Raw genomic sequence first — 17435 nt, forward strand, 5'->3', positions numbered from 1 at the left:
ATGAAAAAGGCGATTGCGCTTTTGGCGTTCTGTCTACTCTTGCTTGGCATCGTTCCGCATGCGTACGCGCATATGAACACGTATGGCTATTCGGACATCAGCGTAAGCGGCGGGCAGCTGGAATACGATTTGTATTTGGATATTACGGAAGTGTCCCAGTGGATGGACATGCGCTCCGGCGGCGTGTTTGTCATTGATCCCGGGAAATCGAGAGCTCCGGCTGAAGGGGAAGTGTCCTGGACGGACGAGGATTTGCGACCGTTGATTGCGGATTCGCTCATTGTCAAGGCAGGCGGTCAGCCCGTGGAGCCAACGATTGGCGATATTGCGGCAAAAGAAAGAAATAATGGCCAATGCCTGTTTGTGAAGCTTGACTATCCGCTCCCGGACGGAGCTTCGGATTATAGCATCGATTACAGCTTTTTCTTCGATACCGATCCGGCTCATCAGAACTTTGCCACGATCCGCGAAGCGGGTTCATCGAAGGATATCGTGTTTAATAACGGCAATCATACGGTAACCGGGCAGCTTGGAGCATCGGAGGCGGATGCTTCCAAAACGACGGTAGAGGTACCGAACTGGCTTATGTCGATGTGGGAATATTTGCGGATTGGCGTCGAGCATATCTTGAGCGGCATTGACCATCTGCTCTTTATTGCCGCGCTTGTTATCGCCAAGCAGCGGAAACGGGATTACGTGAAGGTCCTGACGGCGTTTACGGTCGGACACAGCTTGACGATTGCGCTTTCCGCCCTCGATATCGTGAATTTGCCGCCTGCTTTCGTCGAGCCTGCCATTGCTTTAAGCATCGCGTATGTGGCCGTCGAGAATATTTGGCTCAAAAAGGTAAAGCGCCGCTGGATCATCGCCATGGGCTTTGGTCTCATCCATGGCTTTGGCTTCGCCGAGGTGCTGCGCGGCGCGATGAGCGACCGTTTCCTGCTGACGTTGTTCTCGTTTAACGTTGGCGTCGAAATCGGCCAATTGGCCGTTCTCGCCGTATTGCTTCCGCTGCTTATTTGGATCGGCCGCTACAAAGCTTACAAGTACGCCAATTACGCCGCCTCTTCGTTTGTCGCGGTCATCGGACTTTATTGGTTTGTAACCCGGATTATCCAAGGTTAGAGGAAGCCCCACGATCGTGGAGATTGACCTTTTCTCTTTCATTGCCAATAATAGAGAAACAATCCTTAACGCAAGCGCGCAACTTATTTTTGTTTCCCTAAGGAGATTTACCTCGCATGTCCATACGCTTTAAATTGCTGTTATCTTATGCGGCTATGCTGGTCATACCGCTTATTTCGATCCTGGTGATCAGCCTGCTCCTGGTTATTTTCTATCAAGGAGACGTGAAAAATCTAAAGGGCGTTTATGAAACGACGGAAAACAGGTTTGGTCATGAAGCCGTCGAGCATGCGGTCAAAGAAATCAAACGCACCTCGGTCCGGCATCCCGATTTATTGCTGGACTCCACGTATTTGAAGGATATGTCCGTTGATTTGGAGAAGAACGATTCCGGCATTATCGTAAGAAAAGGCGATGCGATCTACTACCGCTCCGATAATATGCAGCAAAGCCCCCGGCTGGCAGCGGATTTACCGGAATACGCAAGGCCTAATTCTTCGAACGGTTATACCGAGAAAAAAGAAGGAAGCACGAATTATGTTTTTTTGCAGTTTGACGTCATGTTTAAGAACGAACCGGTAAGCCTGTTCATCATATCGAAGGAAGATCCTCTTACCTACTTCATCCGCAAGTATTTCCCTACCTTATTTGTCTGTTCCTTGTTGATCCTGATCATTACGCATGTCCTGCTGACGACTTATATGTCCAAAAATATTATTCGCCGCCTGCAGACCTTGCGGACAGCCGCGCGGGAGATGAAGAACGGCAACCTGGACTTTAGGCTTCAGGTTGAGGGCAAGGACGAGATTGGTCAATTAGGCATGGCCTTTGAGGATATGCGCTCGCGTATGCAGGAGTCTATTCAAATCCAAGCTCAATACGAGGCGAACCGCAAGGAATTGATTGCAAGCATCTCGCATGATCTGAGAACGCCGCTTACCGCCATCCGGGGTTATATTGACGGGGTGACGGAAGGGGTGGCGGACACGCCCGAGAAAAACGCGAGGTACATGAAAACAATCGATGCCAAGGCCGCGGAGCTGGAACATCTTATTAACGAACTCTTTCTGTACTCCAAGCTTGATCTTAACCGCCAGCCGTTCCTCTTTGAAGCGGTGGAGCTCTTGCCTTTTCTTAACGATTTGTCGGAGGAGCTTCAATTCGAGCTTGAGAAAAAATCAATCGCGTTCGAGCCCGATATGGATGTGCCCGCCGGATATTTCGTTCGCATGGACAGAGATCAGTTCAAGCGCGTGCTGAACAATATTATCTCCAACAGCGTCAGGTACATGGACAAACCGTTGCCGGTTATCCGGATGAAGGCCTTTCTGGAGGGTGATCGGGCAGTCATGAGGATTTCGGATAACGGGATCGGGATGAAAGACAAAGATCTCGCGCACATATTCGAGCGCTTCTATCGCGCCGACGAATCGCGGAGCATGAAGACGGGCGGCAGTGGGCTAGGCCTGGCGATCGCAAAGCAAATTATGGAGAGCCATAGCGGGGGAATAACGGCAGCAAGCAAGTGGACAGCCGGCACAACCATCAGCTTGTATTTGCCTATTCATTCAAGGGAGGAGGGGGAAAATGGTGAAATCGGTTTTGCTGATTGAAGACGATACATCGATTGCGGAGCTTCAGCGGGATTACCTGGAGATTAACGGGTTTGAAGTGCAGGTAGCCGCCGATGGAGAAGCGGGACTCGCCATGAGCTTGTCCGGCCATTATGATCTGGTCATTCTGGATCTGATGATTCCCAAGATGAACGGCTTTGAGGTATGCAAGAAAATAAGGGAGAAGCAGGACATTCCGATTCTTATCGTCACTTCCCTTCATGATGACATCGACGTGATTCGGGGGTTAGGTCTCGGAGCTGACGATTACATTACCAAGCCGTTCAAGCCGGCGGAGCTGGTTGCAAGAGTGAAGGCTCATCTGGCCAGGTATGAAAGGCTAGTTGGCAAAAAGGACGCCAAAGACATCATTCAAATTCGCGATCTGTATATCGATCCGGATACGCGCAAGGTGTACGTGAATGAGGAGGAAGCGGTATTAACTGCGAAAGAATTCGATCTGTTGTATTTCCTGGCGAGTCATCCCAATAAAGTATTCAGCAAAGAGCATCTCTTTGAACGGATATGGGGAGTTGACGCGCTTGGAGATTTGCAGACCGTTACCGTACACATCCGGAAAATTCGCGAAAAAATCGAAAAGGACTCTGCTAACCCCGTCTATATCGAAACGGTATGGGGAGCCGGCTATCGCTGCAGAGGGTAAAGAGAAGTCTGATCAGAGGATCAGGCTTTTTTATTTTTCTTCATAATAATTAATAAAAATTTAATCGAATATTCACGGCTTGTTGAGATCTCCGCCTTACATTAGGAGAGGTTAAATTAAGGCATGAGTTACGAGAGGAGTAGTAATTCCGTTATGCAAAATATTTTTACGGCTGTCGTTCAGGGCATCATAGAAGGCTTAACCGAATTTCTTCCGGTGTCTTCAACGGGGCATTTGATTTTGTCGGGAAAGCTGTTGAGCTTCACTGGGGACAAGGCAGATACCTTTGAGATTATTATACAGCTTGGAGCCATTTTGGCTGTTGCCGTTATTTATTGGCGAAGAATTTTAAGCCTTCTTGGGATAGGGAGACTAACGTCGGATATCGCCGGGGATCAGCAAGATCAGCTGCCGGGCAGACTTAATCTTCTTCATGTTATTCTAGCCTGCTTGCCTGCGATGGTGATGGGGCTGGTTCTGCACTCGTTTATTACTTCGTACTTATTTTCTGCTTACACCGTGCTTGCAGGCTTGGTTTTCGGCGGAATCTTTATGCTGTTCGGAGAGAGCAGCAAGTCTTCTTCTGCCCCATCCGGCGGCTTGGATCAGATTACCTACAAGCAAGCTATTGCTATCGGAGTATTTCAATGTCTGGCGTTATGGCCCGGCTTTTCGCGTTCGGGGGCAACCATTGCAGGAGGATTATTAGCCGGCGTTGGCTATAGAGCGGCAACAAACTTCTCATTCTTGATTGCAATTCCAATGATGGTAGCCGCCAGCGGATTCGAGTTATTAAAAAGCTATAATACCTTGACCGCGTCGGATACGGTATTTTTTATTACCGGCTTCCTTGTCGCTTTTGCAGTGGCCCTCGTTGCGGTTATTACGTTCTTGAAGCTGCTTGAACGCTTTAAGCTTGCGCCCTTTGCTTATTACCGCTTTGCGCTTGCGGCCGTCTTCTTGGTATATCTGCTGGTTACGGGTAACTAATCGCTCTATTTCACGGTCTCGGAGGAGGGTGCAGGATATTGCATATTGCACAGTGTTCTTCTATTAGGATGAACGGCTGATATCCGGTTCACAATAATGGAAGATGCAAGGGGGGATACATCATCGATATCGCAGCTTGGCTTGAACAGTATGGTTACGGCATTATTTTTCTCGCATTATGCCTTGAAATGCTGGCCTTGCCTCTTCCCGGAGAGATCATGATGAGCTATGCGGGAATGCTGGTCTTTGAGAAAAAACTGAGCTGGCTTCTTAGCATTCTTACCGCATCAGCCGGTGTAACCGCCGGTATAACGCTTTCTTATTGGATCGGTTATTGGTTAGGCAAACCGTTTATTGCGAAATACGGCCATCGGTTCCATATGGGTGCGGAACAAATGGAGCGCTTAACGGTCTGGTTTGAGAAATATGGCGATAAGCTGTTGTTTATCGCATACTTCATACCGGGCATCAGGCATATTACGGGGTACTTCTGCGGAGTAACCCGTATGCCGTTTCGGCGGTATGCGATTTACGCTTATTCCGGGGCTGTCTTTTGGGTCAGCTTATTTATCTCGCTCGGAAAAGTGTTAGGGCCTAAATGGGAAACGTACCATTCCACGGTGAATCGTTATTTGATCATCTTTGCGATTGCTTCGGGTCTGCTGTTTTTGCTGTACAATCTCATGAAAAAGTACAAGTACCGTATCATCGCGTTCCTGCTCGATCTGGTCAGCGGAGGGGTTCGACAGGTACAGTCATTGGGCAAAGCCAAATATGCGATACTCGCTTCCTTTGCTGTCTTCTTATTATTACTCTCCGTTATGTTCGGAATGATTCAGGATTTCGTTGCGAAGGAGTTTGGGCAGTTTGATGAAGTAATTTATTATTTGGTTTTAATGATAATCGGCTCAAGGTGGCATGACCGGATGGAGGATTTCCTGCAAATTGGCAGCATTTATCTCCATGCTTCGGTGATCGCCCTTACCTTTGTCGTTATTCGATTCAAGGGGAACAACAAGCTGCTTGAACTATTGTTTTTGTGCTGGACGACAGCTGGAGGGGTCGTTCTAAACGAAGGGCTTCGGATGGTCTTTCACCGGACAGGTCCGGTCTCTTCCGAGTACGGTTTTCCTATCATGAACACCTTTCCAAGCGAGGATACCTTTACGGCAGTTACCGTGATGGGATTTTGCGTCTTTCTGATTTTGCGGCATTACAGTCAGGCAATCATTCATTTATTCATGATTGCCGCCGCGTTTCTTTTATGCCTATTGCTGGGGATCAGCCTCATTTATTTCCACTTGCAATATCCAAGCGATGTAGCCGCGGGTTACGTATTTGGCGGGGTTTGGGTAAGTCTAAACGTTTTTATGCTGGAAGTGAGGCGGAAATTGCAGCGAAGCAGAGTAAGTATTGCATAAGTTCAACAGTTACGGCATTCGGTCGCTAGGTGACCGGCTGCCGTATTTTTCTTGCAAAAAAAGCATTGATCTTACCAATGAGTTCTAGGTAAAATATGGATATTATAGAAGGGGGGATTTTGTTGTCCATTGTGATCGTCATCGTTATTGTAGCGGCCGCATTCATGATCATTTCGAACGTGATGGGAACCTCCAATCAAAGAGGAGACCGCTCCAATGGGGGATATAGAAGAGCGGGACATTCCTCGGCAGATCCGAATTTGCATTCTCCCGTCATAAATAACGAATCGGATGATCATATCCACCGCCATCATCACGGCCACCATCACGATCATCATCATCATGATCATGGAAGCAGCCATTCCCCTTCCGGCGATTTCTCTTCAGGCTCGGATTCGGGGGGCGGAGGATCAAGCTCCGATTAATCAAAGAGGCTCCCTTCAAGGGCAATCAGGCGAATCAGCCTGTTCCCGCGCGGGGAGCTTTTATTCTTTCCAGCTTCTTCTTAAGAAAAACTTAAGGTTTTTCCTCAGGTTTTATTAAATAGTTTTTCTTATGCTATTGCATAGATTGCACAGGAAGAGAAGGGAGAACATTTCTCTATGGACCGGCATGTAAAAATCGGTATCTTGCGGCGGTATGAGTCCTATTGTTATCAAATCTGCCATTATCTCATCCAGCGGGAGCCGGATGCTTCCCAGGCAGCGAAAGAGGCCTTGCTCAGCATTGCCGTCGACGCTTGCTTTTTTACGGATTCCGACGAGACGCGTAAGGATAAGATCCGCCGCACCAGCATCCGTATGTCCTTATTATGGCAAGGGAACGGACTTAAGAATAAAACACAACCTTTAACATAACCGTCGCTTTAAATAAATCCCCATCGGTCTCGAGCGTCAGGCTGCCCCCGTGAAGGTCTATGATGGACTTCGCGATCGCAAGTCCAAGGCCCGATCCTTCCGTATGGCGCGACGTATCTCCGCGTTTGAAGCGCTCGAGAAGCTCGTCGGCGTTATCATTGATTTCATGCTTCGATACGTTTTTGAAAATAATCGCAACCTCCTGATGTCCGGTCAGCCGCATCGATATATAAGCACGCGTATGGGCAAGAGAATACTTCAACATATTTCCGATCAGGTTATCGAATACCCGCCACAGCTTTTGCCCGTCTGCAGAGACGTAGACCGGTTCCGTCGGCAGCGAGAGTCGGAATTGAATATCCGAGCCGTCCATTCCATCTTTATATTCCGCCAGCGCCTGCTGCATAAGCTGAACCAGATCCGTCTGCTCCAGCAGCAGCTTCGCATTGCCGCTTGCCATGGTCGATACTTCAAACAGATCGTCAATCATCGTTTTTAGACGCTTCGATTTCTGGTCGATAATCTCGGCGTAAGCCGCCCGTTCCTCCATGGTTGCATCTCCGGACTTGAGCAGCCCGGCATACGTAATAATGGAAGTAAGGGGAGTCCGCAAATCGTGACTGACATTGGTAATGAGCTCCGTCTTTAGCCTCTCGTTTTTGGCTTGTTCGTTTTGCATGATGCGGACGCCTTGCCTGAGAGCGTTAATATTATCCGCTAATGAAGCAAGCACGCCGCTTCCCGATTGGGGAACCGCATCCGGCATCCGGCCGGATGCCAGCTCATCCGCAGCGAAGGCAACCCGGTTCAAATATCCGAGCTGTCTGATGGACAGCATAAACGCCGCAACCCCAGTTACCGCCATAATCAGAGCAAGCAGGAAGTAGAAGGCATCGCCATAGTAGAAGTAAGCGGCAACCGCCCATCCTCCGGCAAAACCGAATCCGGCAATAAGAAAAGCGAACAAGAACAGTCTGACTCCGGCGCTTTTGTATAGGAAGGAGTCCTTGACTTGGCTCCTTATTTGAGTGACGCCAGCTTCTGCGCGTGAGCTTGTCCGCTTCAAAAGGGAGCGTGCCCATTCGTCCTTTACCTTGCTCCAGCTCCGCATTTCGTTTGCCAGAATTCTCCCCTGACAGAAGGTTAAGGCCAGTCCGACTGCCGCCGCCGCGAATGAAGCAAGCAGCTTGCCCGCATACAACAACGGCGAATGAAACAGCGAAGGATAGAAGCCCGCCGAGTTCACGAGTATACCGGCCGTCATCACAGCCGTTCCCATAAATATTATGCTTCTGACATCTATCGGCAGTCTGGTATAGAATCCCGTCCAAAGGCCTGTTTCCATTCGGAAGGACATAACGCGTTTCAATCGGGCAGAGCATACTATAAGCAAGATACTGCCAGCCAAGACGTAAGCGAACAGCGAGAACTGCTCCCAACGATATTGCTTGGCCAATGCCTGTTGGGGACTGTTCTTCGGAACCGCGATCCAGCCCTGATAAGGCAGGATGGAGGCATCCAGCAATTCATGTGCTCCAATAAGGTAATGCAGCGAATTTGTAATATCTATTGTATAGTCCGTTACATAAACGTGGCTACCGGCAGACATTGCATTCCGCGCAGCTTGTTCATTATTGGCGCTTAAGCTGGAATGGACAATGCCTGAAGCCGAATTCCATAAGTAATAATCGAACTGGTCATGGAAGCGGTTGAACTCCGAACGGTAGGTTTCCCTTATTCTGTAGTAGCTGTCTATACGATTCTCCTTGTTTTCTCTTACGAGGGCGGCGATTCGATCATCATCTTGATACAGTTTCAACAGATCGGCTGTCTTCCGCTCTTTTTCTGCTTTGTAATATTCGGCAGCCATGCTGTTGCCTGAGGCAAGCGCATCTTGAATAGAGAGCTCGTATTCGTCCCGGATGACATTAAGCTGTTCGGTAAGAGGAGCAAGCTGATTGCGGTAGTCCGCGATTTCCGCTTTTTCCACCGTGATGGCGGATTTGGCCTCCTGCTTCGATATCGAATTAAGCTCGAATAGGTTCAACGTGGCAGCGAATTGCTCCAGCTGCATCCGAAACTCTTGCGTATGGAAATAATCGCGGTGAAGATAACGGCTGCCCTGATCCACTAAGGTTAAGGGTCCGCTTAGACCGATAACCAGCAAGAGCGCATAGAGGACAACATGAGTCCTATTTCTCCATTTTGTAACCAATACCCCACACCACTTTCAGATATCTTGGGTTTTTCGGTTCAATCTCGATTTTTTCGCGGATTTTCCGGATATGGACAGCCACCGTATTTTCGGCGTTATAGCCCGGCTCCTTCCAGACTCGTTCATAAATATCGTGGATGGAGAGGACTCGTCCGGCATTCGTCATCAGCAATTCCACGATTTTGAACTCGATGGGTGTCAGCTTTACGGCTTCGCCGTTTACCGTCACTTCCTTCGCCTCTTGGTCAAGCATGAGTCCCCGCAGGTTAATGGTCTTTTTTACCCCTTCATAGGAGCCGAAGGTGACGTATCTCCTAAGCTGGGATTTTACCCGCGCAACAAGCTCCATGGGGTTAAACGGTTTAGTCATATAATCATCCGCGCCTACATGGAGTCCCAGTATCTTGTCGCTGTCCTCGCTTTTGGCGCTTAAGATAAGAATCGGAAGATTGATGCGCTCACGAATTTTGTAAGTTGCCGTTATACCGTCCAGCCGCGGCATCATCAAGTCCAGGATGATAAGATGCACCGGATTGGATTCCAGCAGCTCCAAGGCTTCCAGTCCGTCCTTCGCCTTTAATACGGCGATGCCTTCCAGCTTCAAGTAAATTTCAATGGCATCCCGTATTTCTTTATCGTCATCCACCACCAGCACCACGCGTTGCTCCATAGTAACCCCCCTCAATGTACCTTTTCACTCATTATAAATGGAAAATCTTAATATCCGGTGTTCAAATTTCTGAAGAACTTCTTAATTTCTCGTTCAGCATCGATCGCCTAAAATTCAATAATCCATAATTACTTTGACACATAGAGTAATTTCGGTTAGTATTACTCTATCAGATAGAATAGTTAGGTCAAGGAGGGCTTTGTATCATTAGGAGCGACATTATTCGCGGGCATTTGGATCCAATCATCCTGCGCCTGATTCTGGAGAAGGATCGGTACGGATATGAAATTTCTAAAGAGATCAGCCTGCGGACGAAGGATAGATTCCAGATCAAAGAAGCGACCTTGTACGCGGTATTTCAAAGACTGGAGAACAAAGACCTTATCGAATCCTATTACGGTGATGTTTCCCACGGAGGACAAAGGAAATATTATCGGATAACGACGTTAGGCAAGGCCTATTTGCGGGAAATGGTTAAAGAATGGGAAGAAATCAAGGAAATTATCGACGTGTTCATGGAGGGATTGAATTGAAATCGATAAAGCAGCATGTAGACGAATTGTTTAAGGGTATTCCGGAGAGCGAGAAAAAGAAGATTATCAAGCAGGAAATTGTGTCCAATCTCCAGGAGAAGGTATTCGACCTGATGGAGCAGGGGAAGGAAGAAGAGGATGCCATCAACAAAGCGATTGTCGAATTCGGCGATATCGAGGAGATCAAGCAGCAGCTCGGACACAAGCTTCCCACAAGAAGAAACAATGCCAAATTAAATCTCGGCTTTTCGATCTGGGGCAGCCTTCTCATTATCGCGCTTGTTGTATTCGTGAATTTCTATTACACGCCGGATGTGATCTGGTTCGTATACCCGACATTTGCCGTTCTCTGGTGGCCGTTGTCCATGGTGTTTAATTGGTTGCGCTTAAGGTGAGGAGGTCGACCTAATGATAGATAGGCAGCAAGTTGGATTTGCCGCAGTTGGCAGCTTGATGAGCATCTTGTTTTTTATGATCGTCAATTTTTTGACATCTCCAAGTGAAATTTGGTTCATTTACCCGGCCTTTGTGTTATTGTTCTGGCCGCTAAGTCTGGCTTCCGTTAGAAAGGGCTATTACAGGCTGTACTCCGTGCTCGGAAGTCTGCTCGTCATCGTCTTTCTGCTTACCCTTAATTACATGGAATCTCCAGAGTTTCCTTGGTTTGTTTACGCCATATTTCCGTTCGTCTGGTGGCCGGTAACGATATGGAGCGGATCCAAAGCAAAGACGATTGCCTTCGCCATCCTTTCGAGCATAAGCGCGACGATGTATTATGCGATCTTGAACGCCGTAATGTCACCCGAATATCCTTGGGCGATCTATCCGGCCTTTGCCGTAATCTGGTGGCCGCTCGCTTTGCATTATGTCCGGAAGAAGCAGTATTACCCGTTTTCCATCTCCGCCAGCGCGCTGATGATTGCCTTCTTTATTACGGTTAACCTGGTTTCTTCGCCGGATACCGTCTGGGCGATTTATCCGATCTTCGCCATTTTATGGTGGCCGCTTAGCATGTACTATTTCGGGGTCAAAAGAATAAAGAGTTGATGTGCCAACAAATAAACGAAGTCCATGGGGACAGAGGGGAACAACTATGCCTACTCCAACTGTACGTCAACTAAAAAAGGACATGGCTCCTTACGAAAAATCGCATGCGAGGACCAGCATACTTCAGATCCTGAATACCGTTTTGCCGTTTGTGCTGCTTTGGTATTTAGCCTATTGGGCGCTTGATATATCCTATTGGCTTACGCTTGCTCTTTCCGTTGCGGCAGCCGGTTTCGTCATCCGGATCTTTATCCTTTTTCACGATTGCTGTCATCAGTCGCTGTTCAAAAGCAAGAGGCTGAACGAAATCGTAGGAACGATTACCGGCATTCTTACCTTTCATCCTTATCAGCAGTGGAAGCATGCGCATTCGATCCATCATGCTACGAGCAGTAATCTGAATAAACGGGGAACCGGGGATGTATGGATCCTCACGGTAGAGGAGTATTTAACCTCTTCTTTCTGGAGGCGTTTGGGGTACAGACTATACAGAAATCCTTTTGTCATGTTTGTTCTTGGGCCATTCTACACGATGCTCATTGAGAATCGTTTTAACCGGAAAAATGCAAAAACCAAAGAACGAATCAATACGTATTTGACCAATCTGGGTATTGCGGGATTAGCCGCGCTGCTTTGCTGGGCGATTGGATGGCAGGCGTTCCTGCTGGTTCAAATTCCGATCTTCTATCTTTCCGGCGCAGCCGGGATCTGGTTGTTTTATGTCCAGCACCAATTCGAGGATAGTTACTTCGAGAAGGAAGAGGAATGGGACTATGTGAAGGCAGCGGTAGACGGAAGCTCGTATTACAAGCTGCCCAAGCTGCTGCAATGGCTTACAGGGAATATCGGTTTTCATCACGTCCATCACCTTAGTCCGAGAGTACCGAATTATTTATTGGAAGAAGCTCATGAGAAAACGCCTGCCTTGCACAAGGTGACCACGATAACGATAGCTTCCAGCTTGCAAGCGATCCGTTTCCGCCTTTGGGATGAGGCCAACAAGAGATTCGTGGGCTTCAAGGAAATTCGTCTCATGAAACAAATCGCTAAACAATAACCTGTATAATATGAAAACCTCTTCCCCTTGAAAGGGAGAAGAGGTTTTTGCTGTTGTTGCAGTATGATTCGCTGGATCCTATACGCCTTGAGCGATCATCGCGTCGGCAACTTTTACAAAGCCGGCGATGTTAGCGCCGATAACTAAGTTGCCGGGAACGCCGTATGTTTCGGAGGCTTTCATGCTCGCCGTATAGATATTGTGCATGATTTGCTGGAGCTTGGTATCCACTTCCTCAAGCGTCCAGGACAGTCTTGCGCTGTTTTGCGCCATTTCCAGAGCCGATACGGACACGCCGCCTGCGTTTGCCGCTTTCGCCGGAGCGAATAGTACTTTGTTGTCCAGGAACACATCGATAGCTTCCAGCGTGCAAGGCATGTTGGCGCCTTCGCCAACCGCTTTTACGCCATTGCCCACAAGCAGCTCAGCCGAAGCCTTGTCAATTTCGTTTTGCGTTGCGCAAGGAAGCGCGATATCGCAGGCAATCGACCAGATGCCGGAACAGCCTTCAACGTAGATCGCATCCGGATGCGCAAGAACATAGTCTTTGCATCTGCGGTTTTCGACTTCTTTCAGTCGTTTAAGCGTATCCAGGTTAATACCGGCCTCGTGATAGATATAACCGCTGGAATCGCTGCAGGCTACAACTTTTGCGCCGAGTTGAATCGCTTTTTCGATGGCATAGATGGATACGTTGCCAGAGCCGGAAACAACTACCGTGCTGCCGTTGAAGCCCAGGCCTACGCTCTTCATCATTTCTTCAACGAAGTATACGGCTCCGTAGCCCGTTGCTTCCTTACGGCCGAGGCTGCCGCCGTAACCGATCCCTTTGCCCGTCAGAACGCCCGCTTCATAAGCGCCGGCAAGCTTTTTGTACTGGCCGAACATATAGCCGATTTCTCTTGCGCCAACCCCGATATCGCCTGCCGGGACGTCCGTATCCGGGCCGATATGCTTGCTAAGCTCCATCATGAAGCTTTGGCAGAAGCGCATAATTTCAAGATCCGATTTGCCTTTGGGATCAAAGTCGGAGCCGCCTTTACCGCCGCCGATGGCTTGGCCGGTCAAGGAGTTTTTGAAGATTTGCTCAAACCCGAGGAACTTGATAATGCTGGCGTTTACGGATGGATGGAAGCGCAAGCCGCCCTTGTAAGGGCCGATTGCATTGCTGAATTGAACGCGGAAACCGCGGTTAACCTGTACTTTGCCTTTGTCATCCGTCCAAGGTACGCGGAACGAGATAATCCGGTCCGGCTCAACCAAGCGGTCGAGAACGGCATGCTCGATGTACTTCGGCTGCTGAGCGAGTACGGGAATAAGGGACAGGAATACTTCCTTCACCGCCTGATGAAATTCGACTTCGCCGGGATTGCGTTTTTGCACCGTTTCAAACAGATCATCAATATAGCCGTGAGCAGCTTCTGTGTTCGCTTGCTCGACTTCTTTTACGATACTCATTGCGGTAACACTCCCTCAAGGTTTGTAGGCAAACATATTCATTTTTCTTTTTTAATTTAGTAGTTTAATATTAATATCAAATATTTAATCGCAACAATATTCAGTTAGGATAAAGTTGATGCGTTTAGCGCATGAAGGATAGGGTGAGTTTAGTGGAAGTTAGACAAATGCGATATTTTATGGAAGTTGCGAAGAGAGAGCATGTGACTGAAGCCGCCAATGTCCTGCATGTTGCGCAATCCTCCGTCAGCAGGCAGCTAGCCCAACTGGAAAGCGAATTAGGCGTTGATTTATTTATCCGGAATGGACGGAGAGTAAAGTTGACGCCGATAGGAAAGATTCTGCTGCAACGCGTGGAGCAAATGCTGAACATGATGAACGAGGCCGAGCGGGAAGTGAAGGAATATTTGGATCCGGAAAAAGGGATCGTTCGTATCGCGTTCCCGATCAGCTTGGCCGCGCATGTCCTGCCAAAGGCGATTTACGCCTTTCGCAAACGGTACCCGGAAGCCAAGTTTCAGATGAGACAAGCCCTTTACGGCGATTTGATCGACGGCGTAGTCAACGGCGAGTTTAATCTAGCCATGATTGCCCCGCTGCCGGAAGAGGATAAACCTATTCAGCAAAAGCTGCTTTTTACGGAACGGATTGTTGCGCTGCTGCCCATCCATCATCCGCTTGCCAACAGGTCCAGCATACAGCTGTCGGAGATAAAGGACGAGTCCTTCGTGACGCTTCCCGAAGGGACCATTTTCCGTAAAATCGTGCTGAATGCCTGCCATGAAATCGGCTTCACGCCTCATATCGCGTTTGAAGGGGATGATATCGATGCGCTGAAAGGGCTGGTGTCGGCGGGCCTCGGGATTGCCCTTATGCCGGAGGTTACCTTGGTCGAGACCATCCCGCAATCGACGGTGAAAATTCCGCTGGCCGATCCAACGGTTACGCGAAGCATAGGGGTCATTTGCCCGACCCAGCGCAAACTGCTTCCGACGGAGCAACTGTTTTACCGCTTTCTTACCGAGTTTTATACGCCCGATTACAAGCTGTAGCAACGGCTGAAGCATGGAGACTCCTTGATATTCAAGGAGTTTTTTTGTTCCTGTTTGTTTAGCTGGAGAATGAATGCGGGTTGTTTTGGTAAAAATACCTTTACCAAAAACGGAGATTCGAGGATTGGTAATGGCTAATGATTTGAAAACCGATATTCGGGATATTGCCCAATTAAAAAAGATTATAAGCCAATCCAGCGATTATAAATCGATTCTGGTGTCCGCGGGCAGCAAACAGCTGAACATCTGCTATTTCAGTACATTGATTGACGAAAAGTCCCTGCAGACGAATATCATCCACCCTTTGCAAAACCGCGCTCTGGACTCGGAGCTTGAACGCCTGGAGGATATAAAAAACTGGATTCCGATTGAAGACGTAACCATATCGGAAGAGGTAGAAGCCATTCAAGCCAAGCTGTTAAAAGGGTGCGTGATTGCTTCATTCGACCAAGAAGCCGGCAAACATGCGATCATCTCTATCGCGACTGTTCAGGGAGTACGCCAAAACAACGATACCGAAAATGAATTTAGCGTGGTTGGGCCCAAGGTGGGATTCGTCGAGAGTCTGGATACGAATATCGGATTATTGCGGTCTCAGGTCAATCTTCCTAACCTCGTTGTGAAAGAAATCTTGATTGGAACAACTTCCAAAACAAGAGTCGCCATTGTGTATATCGACGGGGTAACCAACAAGGAATATGTGCATACCGTCGAACAAAGGCTGGAAGCTATTGATTATGACGTTATCTTCGATACCTCCCAGCTGGACCAGTTTATCTCGGACAATTCCTTGACGCCATTTCCGTTATTCTTGTCCACGGAACGGAGAGACCGCGTCGTCTACGCGCTCATTATTGGGCAAGTGGCGGTGATTAGCGACGGGTCGCCTTATTTCATTACGGGCCCTTCTACCTTATTTGATTTTTTCATCTCTCCGGAAGATTACTATCTGCCTTGGATTTTGGGATCTTTCTTCCGGCTTATCCGTATTTTGGGCATCATTTTTTCGTTGTTTGCAACCTCCATGTATATCGCGATCACTACTTTTCATTACGAGGTAATCCCTAGGGATTTGCTCGAGCCGCTCATATTCTCCAGGAGGAACGTCCCGTTTCCGCCGCTGCTTGAAGTCATGTTCCTGGAGATCACGATCGAGTTTCTCCGGGAGGCCGGCGCCCGGCTTCCGACAAAGATCGGTCAGACGTTAGGTATCGTTGGCGGTATCGTAATCGGTCAAGCCACGGTTTTGGCTGGTTTGACAAGCAATATCCTGGTTATTATCGTGGCCTTCTCGGCGCTTGCTTCGTTCGCCACGCCGATCTATAAGATGTCGAACGCAATCCGCTTTTTGCGCTTTCCCATGATCCTTGCGTCCTCGATGTGGGGAGCGCTGGGAATGTTTATCGGGATTGGGTTCCTGCTTGTCCACTTAACCCGTCTGACCTCTCTTGGCGTCCCGTATATCGTACCGATCAATCCCTTGCGGATCCAGGATTTGAAGGACAGCTTTATACGCCCGTCTTACCAATTCAGCAACAAAAGACCGGGCTACTTAAGAACGGAGTCTACCGTCAAATACAAGCCGGGCAAGGTGAAAAGGCGGAACGATCTGGATAGAGAATGACTTAGAAGGCGGGAATGATGAAGTTGAGAAGCAAGGCTTTCCTGATCATTGTCCTCTGCGCGCTGCTGTCCGCTTGCGGCGATACCAACGTTGTCAATAGCATTAAATTCGTTCAAACGATTGGGTACGATGCCGTCGAGAACGGGGTAACCAGCAGCGCTATTATTGCCAATTACGAGGAACAGGGGAAATCAAAGCTGGAATTTTACGTGACGGAGTCCAAATCCATCTACGACAGCATGCCAAAGCTCAATATGAAGCTTGATTTTCCGATAGAGTACGGGCAGTTGAGAATGGCGTTATTCGGAGAGCGTTTTGCGCGCAAGGGCATAAAAACGGCGATCGAAAGCCTGATCCGCGATCCTAAAATATCCTCTAGAACCCATCTTGGCGTTGCGGACAGAGAGGCTCTGAAGATACTTAACATAAAGGAAAATCGCAATGACCCCTATTTCATGTCCGATATGATCGAGCAGAATATTAGATACGGAAATTTACCCAGAATCAATCTTCACTTGACGTTTTTTGATTTCTACGGAAGCGGCAGAGATTTCTTTCTTCCTCATTTCACCGTGGAACGGGATGAACTCAAGCTCGATGGCATCGCTTTGTTTAAAGAGGACAAATTCAAGACCAAAATCGGCATAAAGGATTCCTTCCTGATGAAGCTGTTGATGGAAAATTCGTTAAACGGGAGCATTATGGTTCCCGTGACAGGCTCGGATCAGGCCGGCGGCGACGAGTTTTTCCTGATGAACAGCATCCATTCGAAAACAAGGTATAAAGTGATTCAGACGGGCCCTCCTGCCTCCATTGCCATTAAGGTAAAGCTTGATGCCCAAGTCAAGGATGTCCCCCAATGGATTGATCTGACCTCGAAGGAACAAATTGCTTTGCTGGAGAGATGCATAGAGACCTACTGCCAGAACGAGATTCGGAAGTTTATCGCCTTATTGCAAAGCAATGACGTGGATCCTCTGGGCCTGGGGGATTTGATAAGAAGCAGGACGAAAGACTGGGACCCGCAGGCGTTTCAGAGGCATTACAAGGAGCTGTCCACGACAGTAAGCGTAACGGCTCGTATTATCCGAACGGGCGCGGGAGGTTAG

17 protein-coding genes are annotated in these 17435 nt (G+C 48.4%); 14 read left to right on the forward strand and 3 right to left on the reverse strand.

Annotated elements, in window-relative coordinates; translation table 11 throughout:
- From FHT67_RS02055 to FHT67_RS02085, 7 genes are all read left to right on the forward strand, one after another.
- A complete protein-coding gene (locus tag FHT67_RS02055) occupies window positions 1-1125 on the forward strand; it encodes a HupE/UreJ family protein (protein ID WP_165930562.1) in 1125 nt (374 codons plus the stop codon).
- A 116-nt stretch (window positions 1126-1241) separates the two neighbouring features.
- Window positions 1242-2738, forward strand: a complete 1497-nt coding sequence (locus FHT67_RS02060) for a sensor histidine kinase (RefSeq protein ID WP_132303436.1) — start codon at window positions 1242-1244, stop codon at window positions 2736-2738.
- A complete protein-coding gene (locus FHT67_RS02065) occupies window positions 2713-3402 on the forward strand; it encodes a response regulator transcription factor (RefSeq protein ID WP_207918086.1) in 690 nt (229 codons plus the stop codon). Before FHT67_RS02060 ends, FHT67_RS02065 begins: the two co-directional genes overlap by 26 nt.
- 153 nt (window positions 3403-3555) lie before the next feature.
- On the forward strand, window positions 3556-4392 hold the full coding sequence (locus tag FHT67_RS02070) for an undecaprenyl-diphosphate phosphatase (protein ID WP_167195196.1): 837 nt from the start codon (window positions 3556-3558) through the stop codon (window positions 4390-4392).
- A 188-nt stretch (window positions 4393-4580) separates the two neighbouring features.
- Window positions 4581-5813, forward strand: a complete 1233-nt coding sequence (locus FHT67_RS02075) for a VTT domain-containing protein (protein ID WP_167195199.1) — start codon at window positions 4581-4583, stop codon at window positions 5811-5813.
- A 122-nt stretch (window positions 5814-5935) separates the two neighbouring features.
- Complete coding sequence (locus FHT67_RS02080; protein ID WP_167195202.1) at window positions 5936-6238, forward strand: hypothetical protein; 303 nt, start codon at window positions 5936-5938, stop codon at window positions 6236-6238.
- Window positions 6239-6415: 177 nt separating this feature from the next.
- Entirely contained in the window at window positions 6416-6670 is a 255-nt protein-coding gene (locus FHT67_RS02085) for a hypothetical protein (RefSeq protein WP_132303444.1), read from the forward strand.
- Here the strand turns inward: FHT67_RS02085 and FHT67_RS02090 are convergent.
- Window positions 6642-8885: a sensor histidine kinase gene (locus FHT67_RS02090; RefSeq protein ID WP_167195205.1), complete on the reverse strand. Its 2244-nt coding sequence runs from the start codon at window positions 8883-8885 to the stop codon at window positions 6642-6644. The two genes, FHT67_RS02085 and FHT67_RS02090, sit on opposite strands and share 29 nt — an antisense overlap.
- Window positions 8863-9555 carry a response regulator transcription factor gene (locus FHT67_RS02095; RefSeq protein ID WP_132303448.1) on the reverse strand — a complete coding sequence of 231 codons (693 nt, stop codon included), beginning with the start codon at window positions 9553-9555 and terminating at the stop codon, window positions 8863-8865. The genes FHT67_RS02090 and FHT67_RS02095 overlap by 23 nt, the downstream gene beginning before the upstream one ends.
- Window positions 9556-9758: 203 nt before the next feature.
- Here FHT67_RS02095 and FHT67_RS02100 point away from each other — a divergent pair, with 203 nt between their 5' ends.
- Genes FHT67_RS02100 through desA form a run of 4 tightly spaced genes read left to right on the forward strand, consistent with a single transcriptional unit; the run spans window position 9759 to window position 12192 of the window.
- Window positions 9759-10088: a PadR family transcriptional regulator gene (locus FHT67_RS02100; protein WP_132303450.1), complete on the forward strand. Its 330-nt coding sequence runs from the start codon at window positions 9759-9761 to the stop codon at window positions 10086-10088.
- On the forward strand, window positions 10085-10483 hold the full coding sequence (locus tag FHT67_RS02105; protein WP_132303452.1) for a permease prefix domain 1-containing protein: 399 nt from the start codon (window positions 10085-10087) through the stop codon (window positions 10481-10483). The genes FHT67_RS02100 and FHT67_RS02105 overlap by 4 nt, the downstream gene beginning before the upstream one ends.
- A 13-nt stretch (window positions 10484-10496) precedes the next feature.
- Window positions 10497-11135 (forward strand): hypothetical protein, encoded by a 639-nt coding sequence (locus FHT67_RS02110; protein WP_167195208.1) that lies wholly within the window; start codon window positions 10497-10499, stop codon window positions 11133-11135.
- Window positions 11136-11181: 46 nt separating this feature from the next.
- Window positions 11182-12192 (forward strand): Delta(5) desaturase DesA, encoded by a 1011-nt coding sequence (desA, locus tag FHT67_RS02115; protein WP_132303456.1) that lies wholly within the window; start codon window positions 11182-11184, stop codon window positions 12190-12192.
- A 78-nt stretch (window positions 12193-12270) separates the two neighbouring features.
- Here desA and gdhA read toward each other — a convergent pair whose 3' ends face one another.
- Window positions 12271-13650, reverse strand: a complete 1380-nt coding sequence (gene gdhA / locus FHT67_RS02120; RefSeq protein WP_167195211.1) for an NADP-specific glutamate dehydrogenase — start codon at window positions 13648-13650, stop codon at window positions 12271-12273.
- A gap of 152 nt (window positions 13651-13802) precedes the next feature.
- Between gdhA and gltC the strand changes: the two genes are divergently transcribed.
- The 3 genes from gltC to FHT67_RS02135 all read left to right on the forward strand — a co-directional run bounded on the left by gltC (window position 13803) and on the right by FHT67_RS02135 (window position 17435).
- On the forward strand, window positions 13803-14702 hold the full coding sequence (gltC, locus tag FHT67_RS02125) for a glutamate biosynthesis transcriptional regulator GltC (RefSeq protein WP_132303460.1): 900 nt from the start codon (window positions 13803-13805) through the stop codon (window positions 14700-14702).
- Window positions 14703-14832: 130 nt separating this feature from the next.
- A complete protein-coding gene (locus FHT67_RS02130; RefSeq protein ID WP_132303462.1) occupies window positions 14833-16326 on the forward strand; it encodes a spore germination protein in 1494 nt (497 codons plus the stop codon).
- Window positions 16327-16340: 14 nt separating this feature from the next.
- A complete protein-coding gene (locus FHT67_RS02135; protein ID WP_167195214.1) occupies window positions 16341-17435 on the forward strand; it encodes a Ger(x)C family spore germination protein in 1095 nt (364 codons plus the stop codon).

Source organism: Paenibacillus sp. BK720, from assembly GCF_011761545.1.
Lineage (GTDB): Bacteria > Bacillota > Bacilli > Paenibacillales > Paenibacillaceae > Pristimantibacillus.

Bases quoted from the DNA above. Each gene is read 5' to 3' on its own strand.
- FHT67_RS02055 (WP_165930562.1), top strand. From the start codon at position 1: ATGAAAAAGGCGATTGCGCTTTTGGCGTTCTGTCTACTCTTGCTTGGC.
- FHT67_RS02060 (WP_132303436.1), top strand. From the start codon at position 1,242: ATGTCCATACGCTTTAAATTGCTGTTATCTTATGCGGCTATGCTGGTC.
- FHT67_RS02065 (WP_207918086.1), top strand. From the start codon at position 2,713: ATGGTGAAATCGGTTTTGCTGATTGAAGACGATACATCGATTGCGGAG.
- FHT67_RS02070 (WP_167195196.1), top strand. From the start codon at position 3,556: ATGCAAAATATTTTTACGGCTGTCGTTCAGGGCATCATAGAAGGCTTA.
- FHT67_RS02075 (WP_167195199.1), top strand. From the start codon at position 4,581: ATGCTGGCCTTGCCTCTTCCCGGAGAGATCATGATGAGCTATGCGGGA.
- FHT67_RS02085 (WP_132303444.1), top strand. From the start codon at position 6,416: ATGGACCGGCATGTAAAAATCGGTATCTTGCGGCGGTATGAGTCCTAT.
- FHT67_RS02095 (WP_132303448.1), bottom strand. From the start codon at position 9,555: ATGGAGCAACGCGTGGTGCTGGTGGTGGATGACGATAAAGAAATACGG.
- FHT67_RS02110 (WP_167195208.1), top strand. From the start codon at position 10,497: ATGATAGATAGGCAGCAAGTTGGATTTGCCGCAGTTGGCAGCTTGATG.
- desA (WP_132303456.1), top strand. From the start codon at position 11,182: ATGCCTACTCCAACTGTACGTCAACTAAAAAAGGACATGGCTCCTTAC.
- gdhA (WP_167195211.1), bottom strand. From the start codon at position 13,650: ATGAGTATCGTAAAAGAAGTCGAGCAAGCGAACACAGAAGCTGCTCAC.
- FHT67_RS02130 (WP_132303462.1), top strand. From the start codon at position 14,833: ATGGCTAATGATTTGAAAACCGATATTCGGGATATTGCCCAATTAAAA.
- FHT67_RS02135 (WP_167195214.1), top strand. From the start codon at position 16,341: ATGATGAAGTTGAGAAGCAAGGCTTTCCTGATCATTGTCCTCTGCGCG.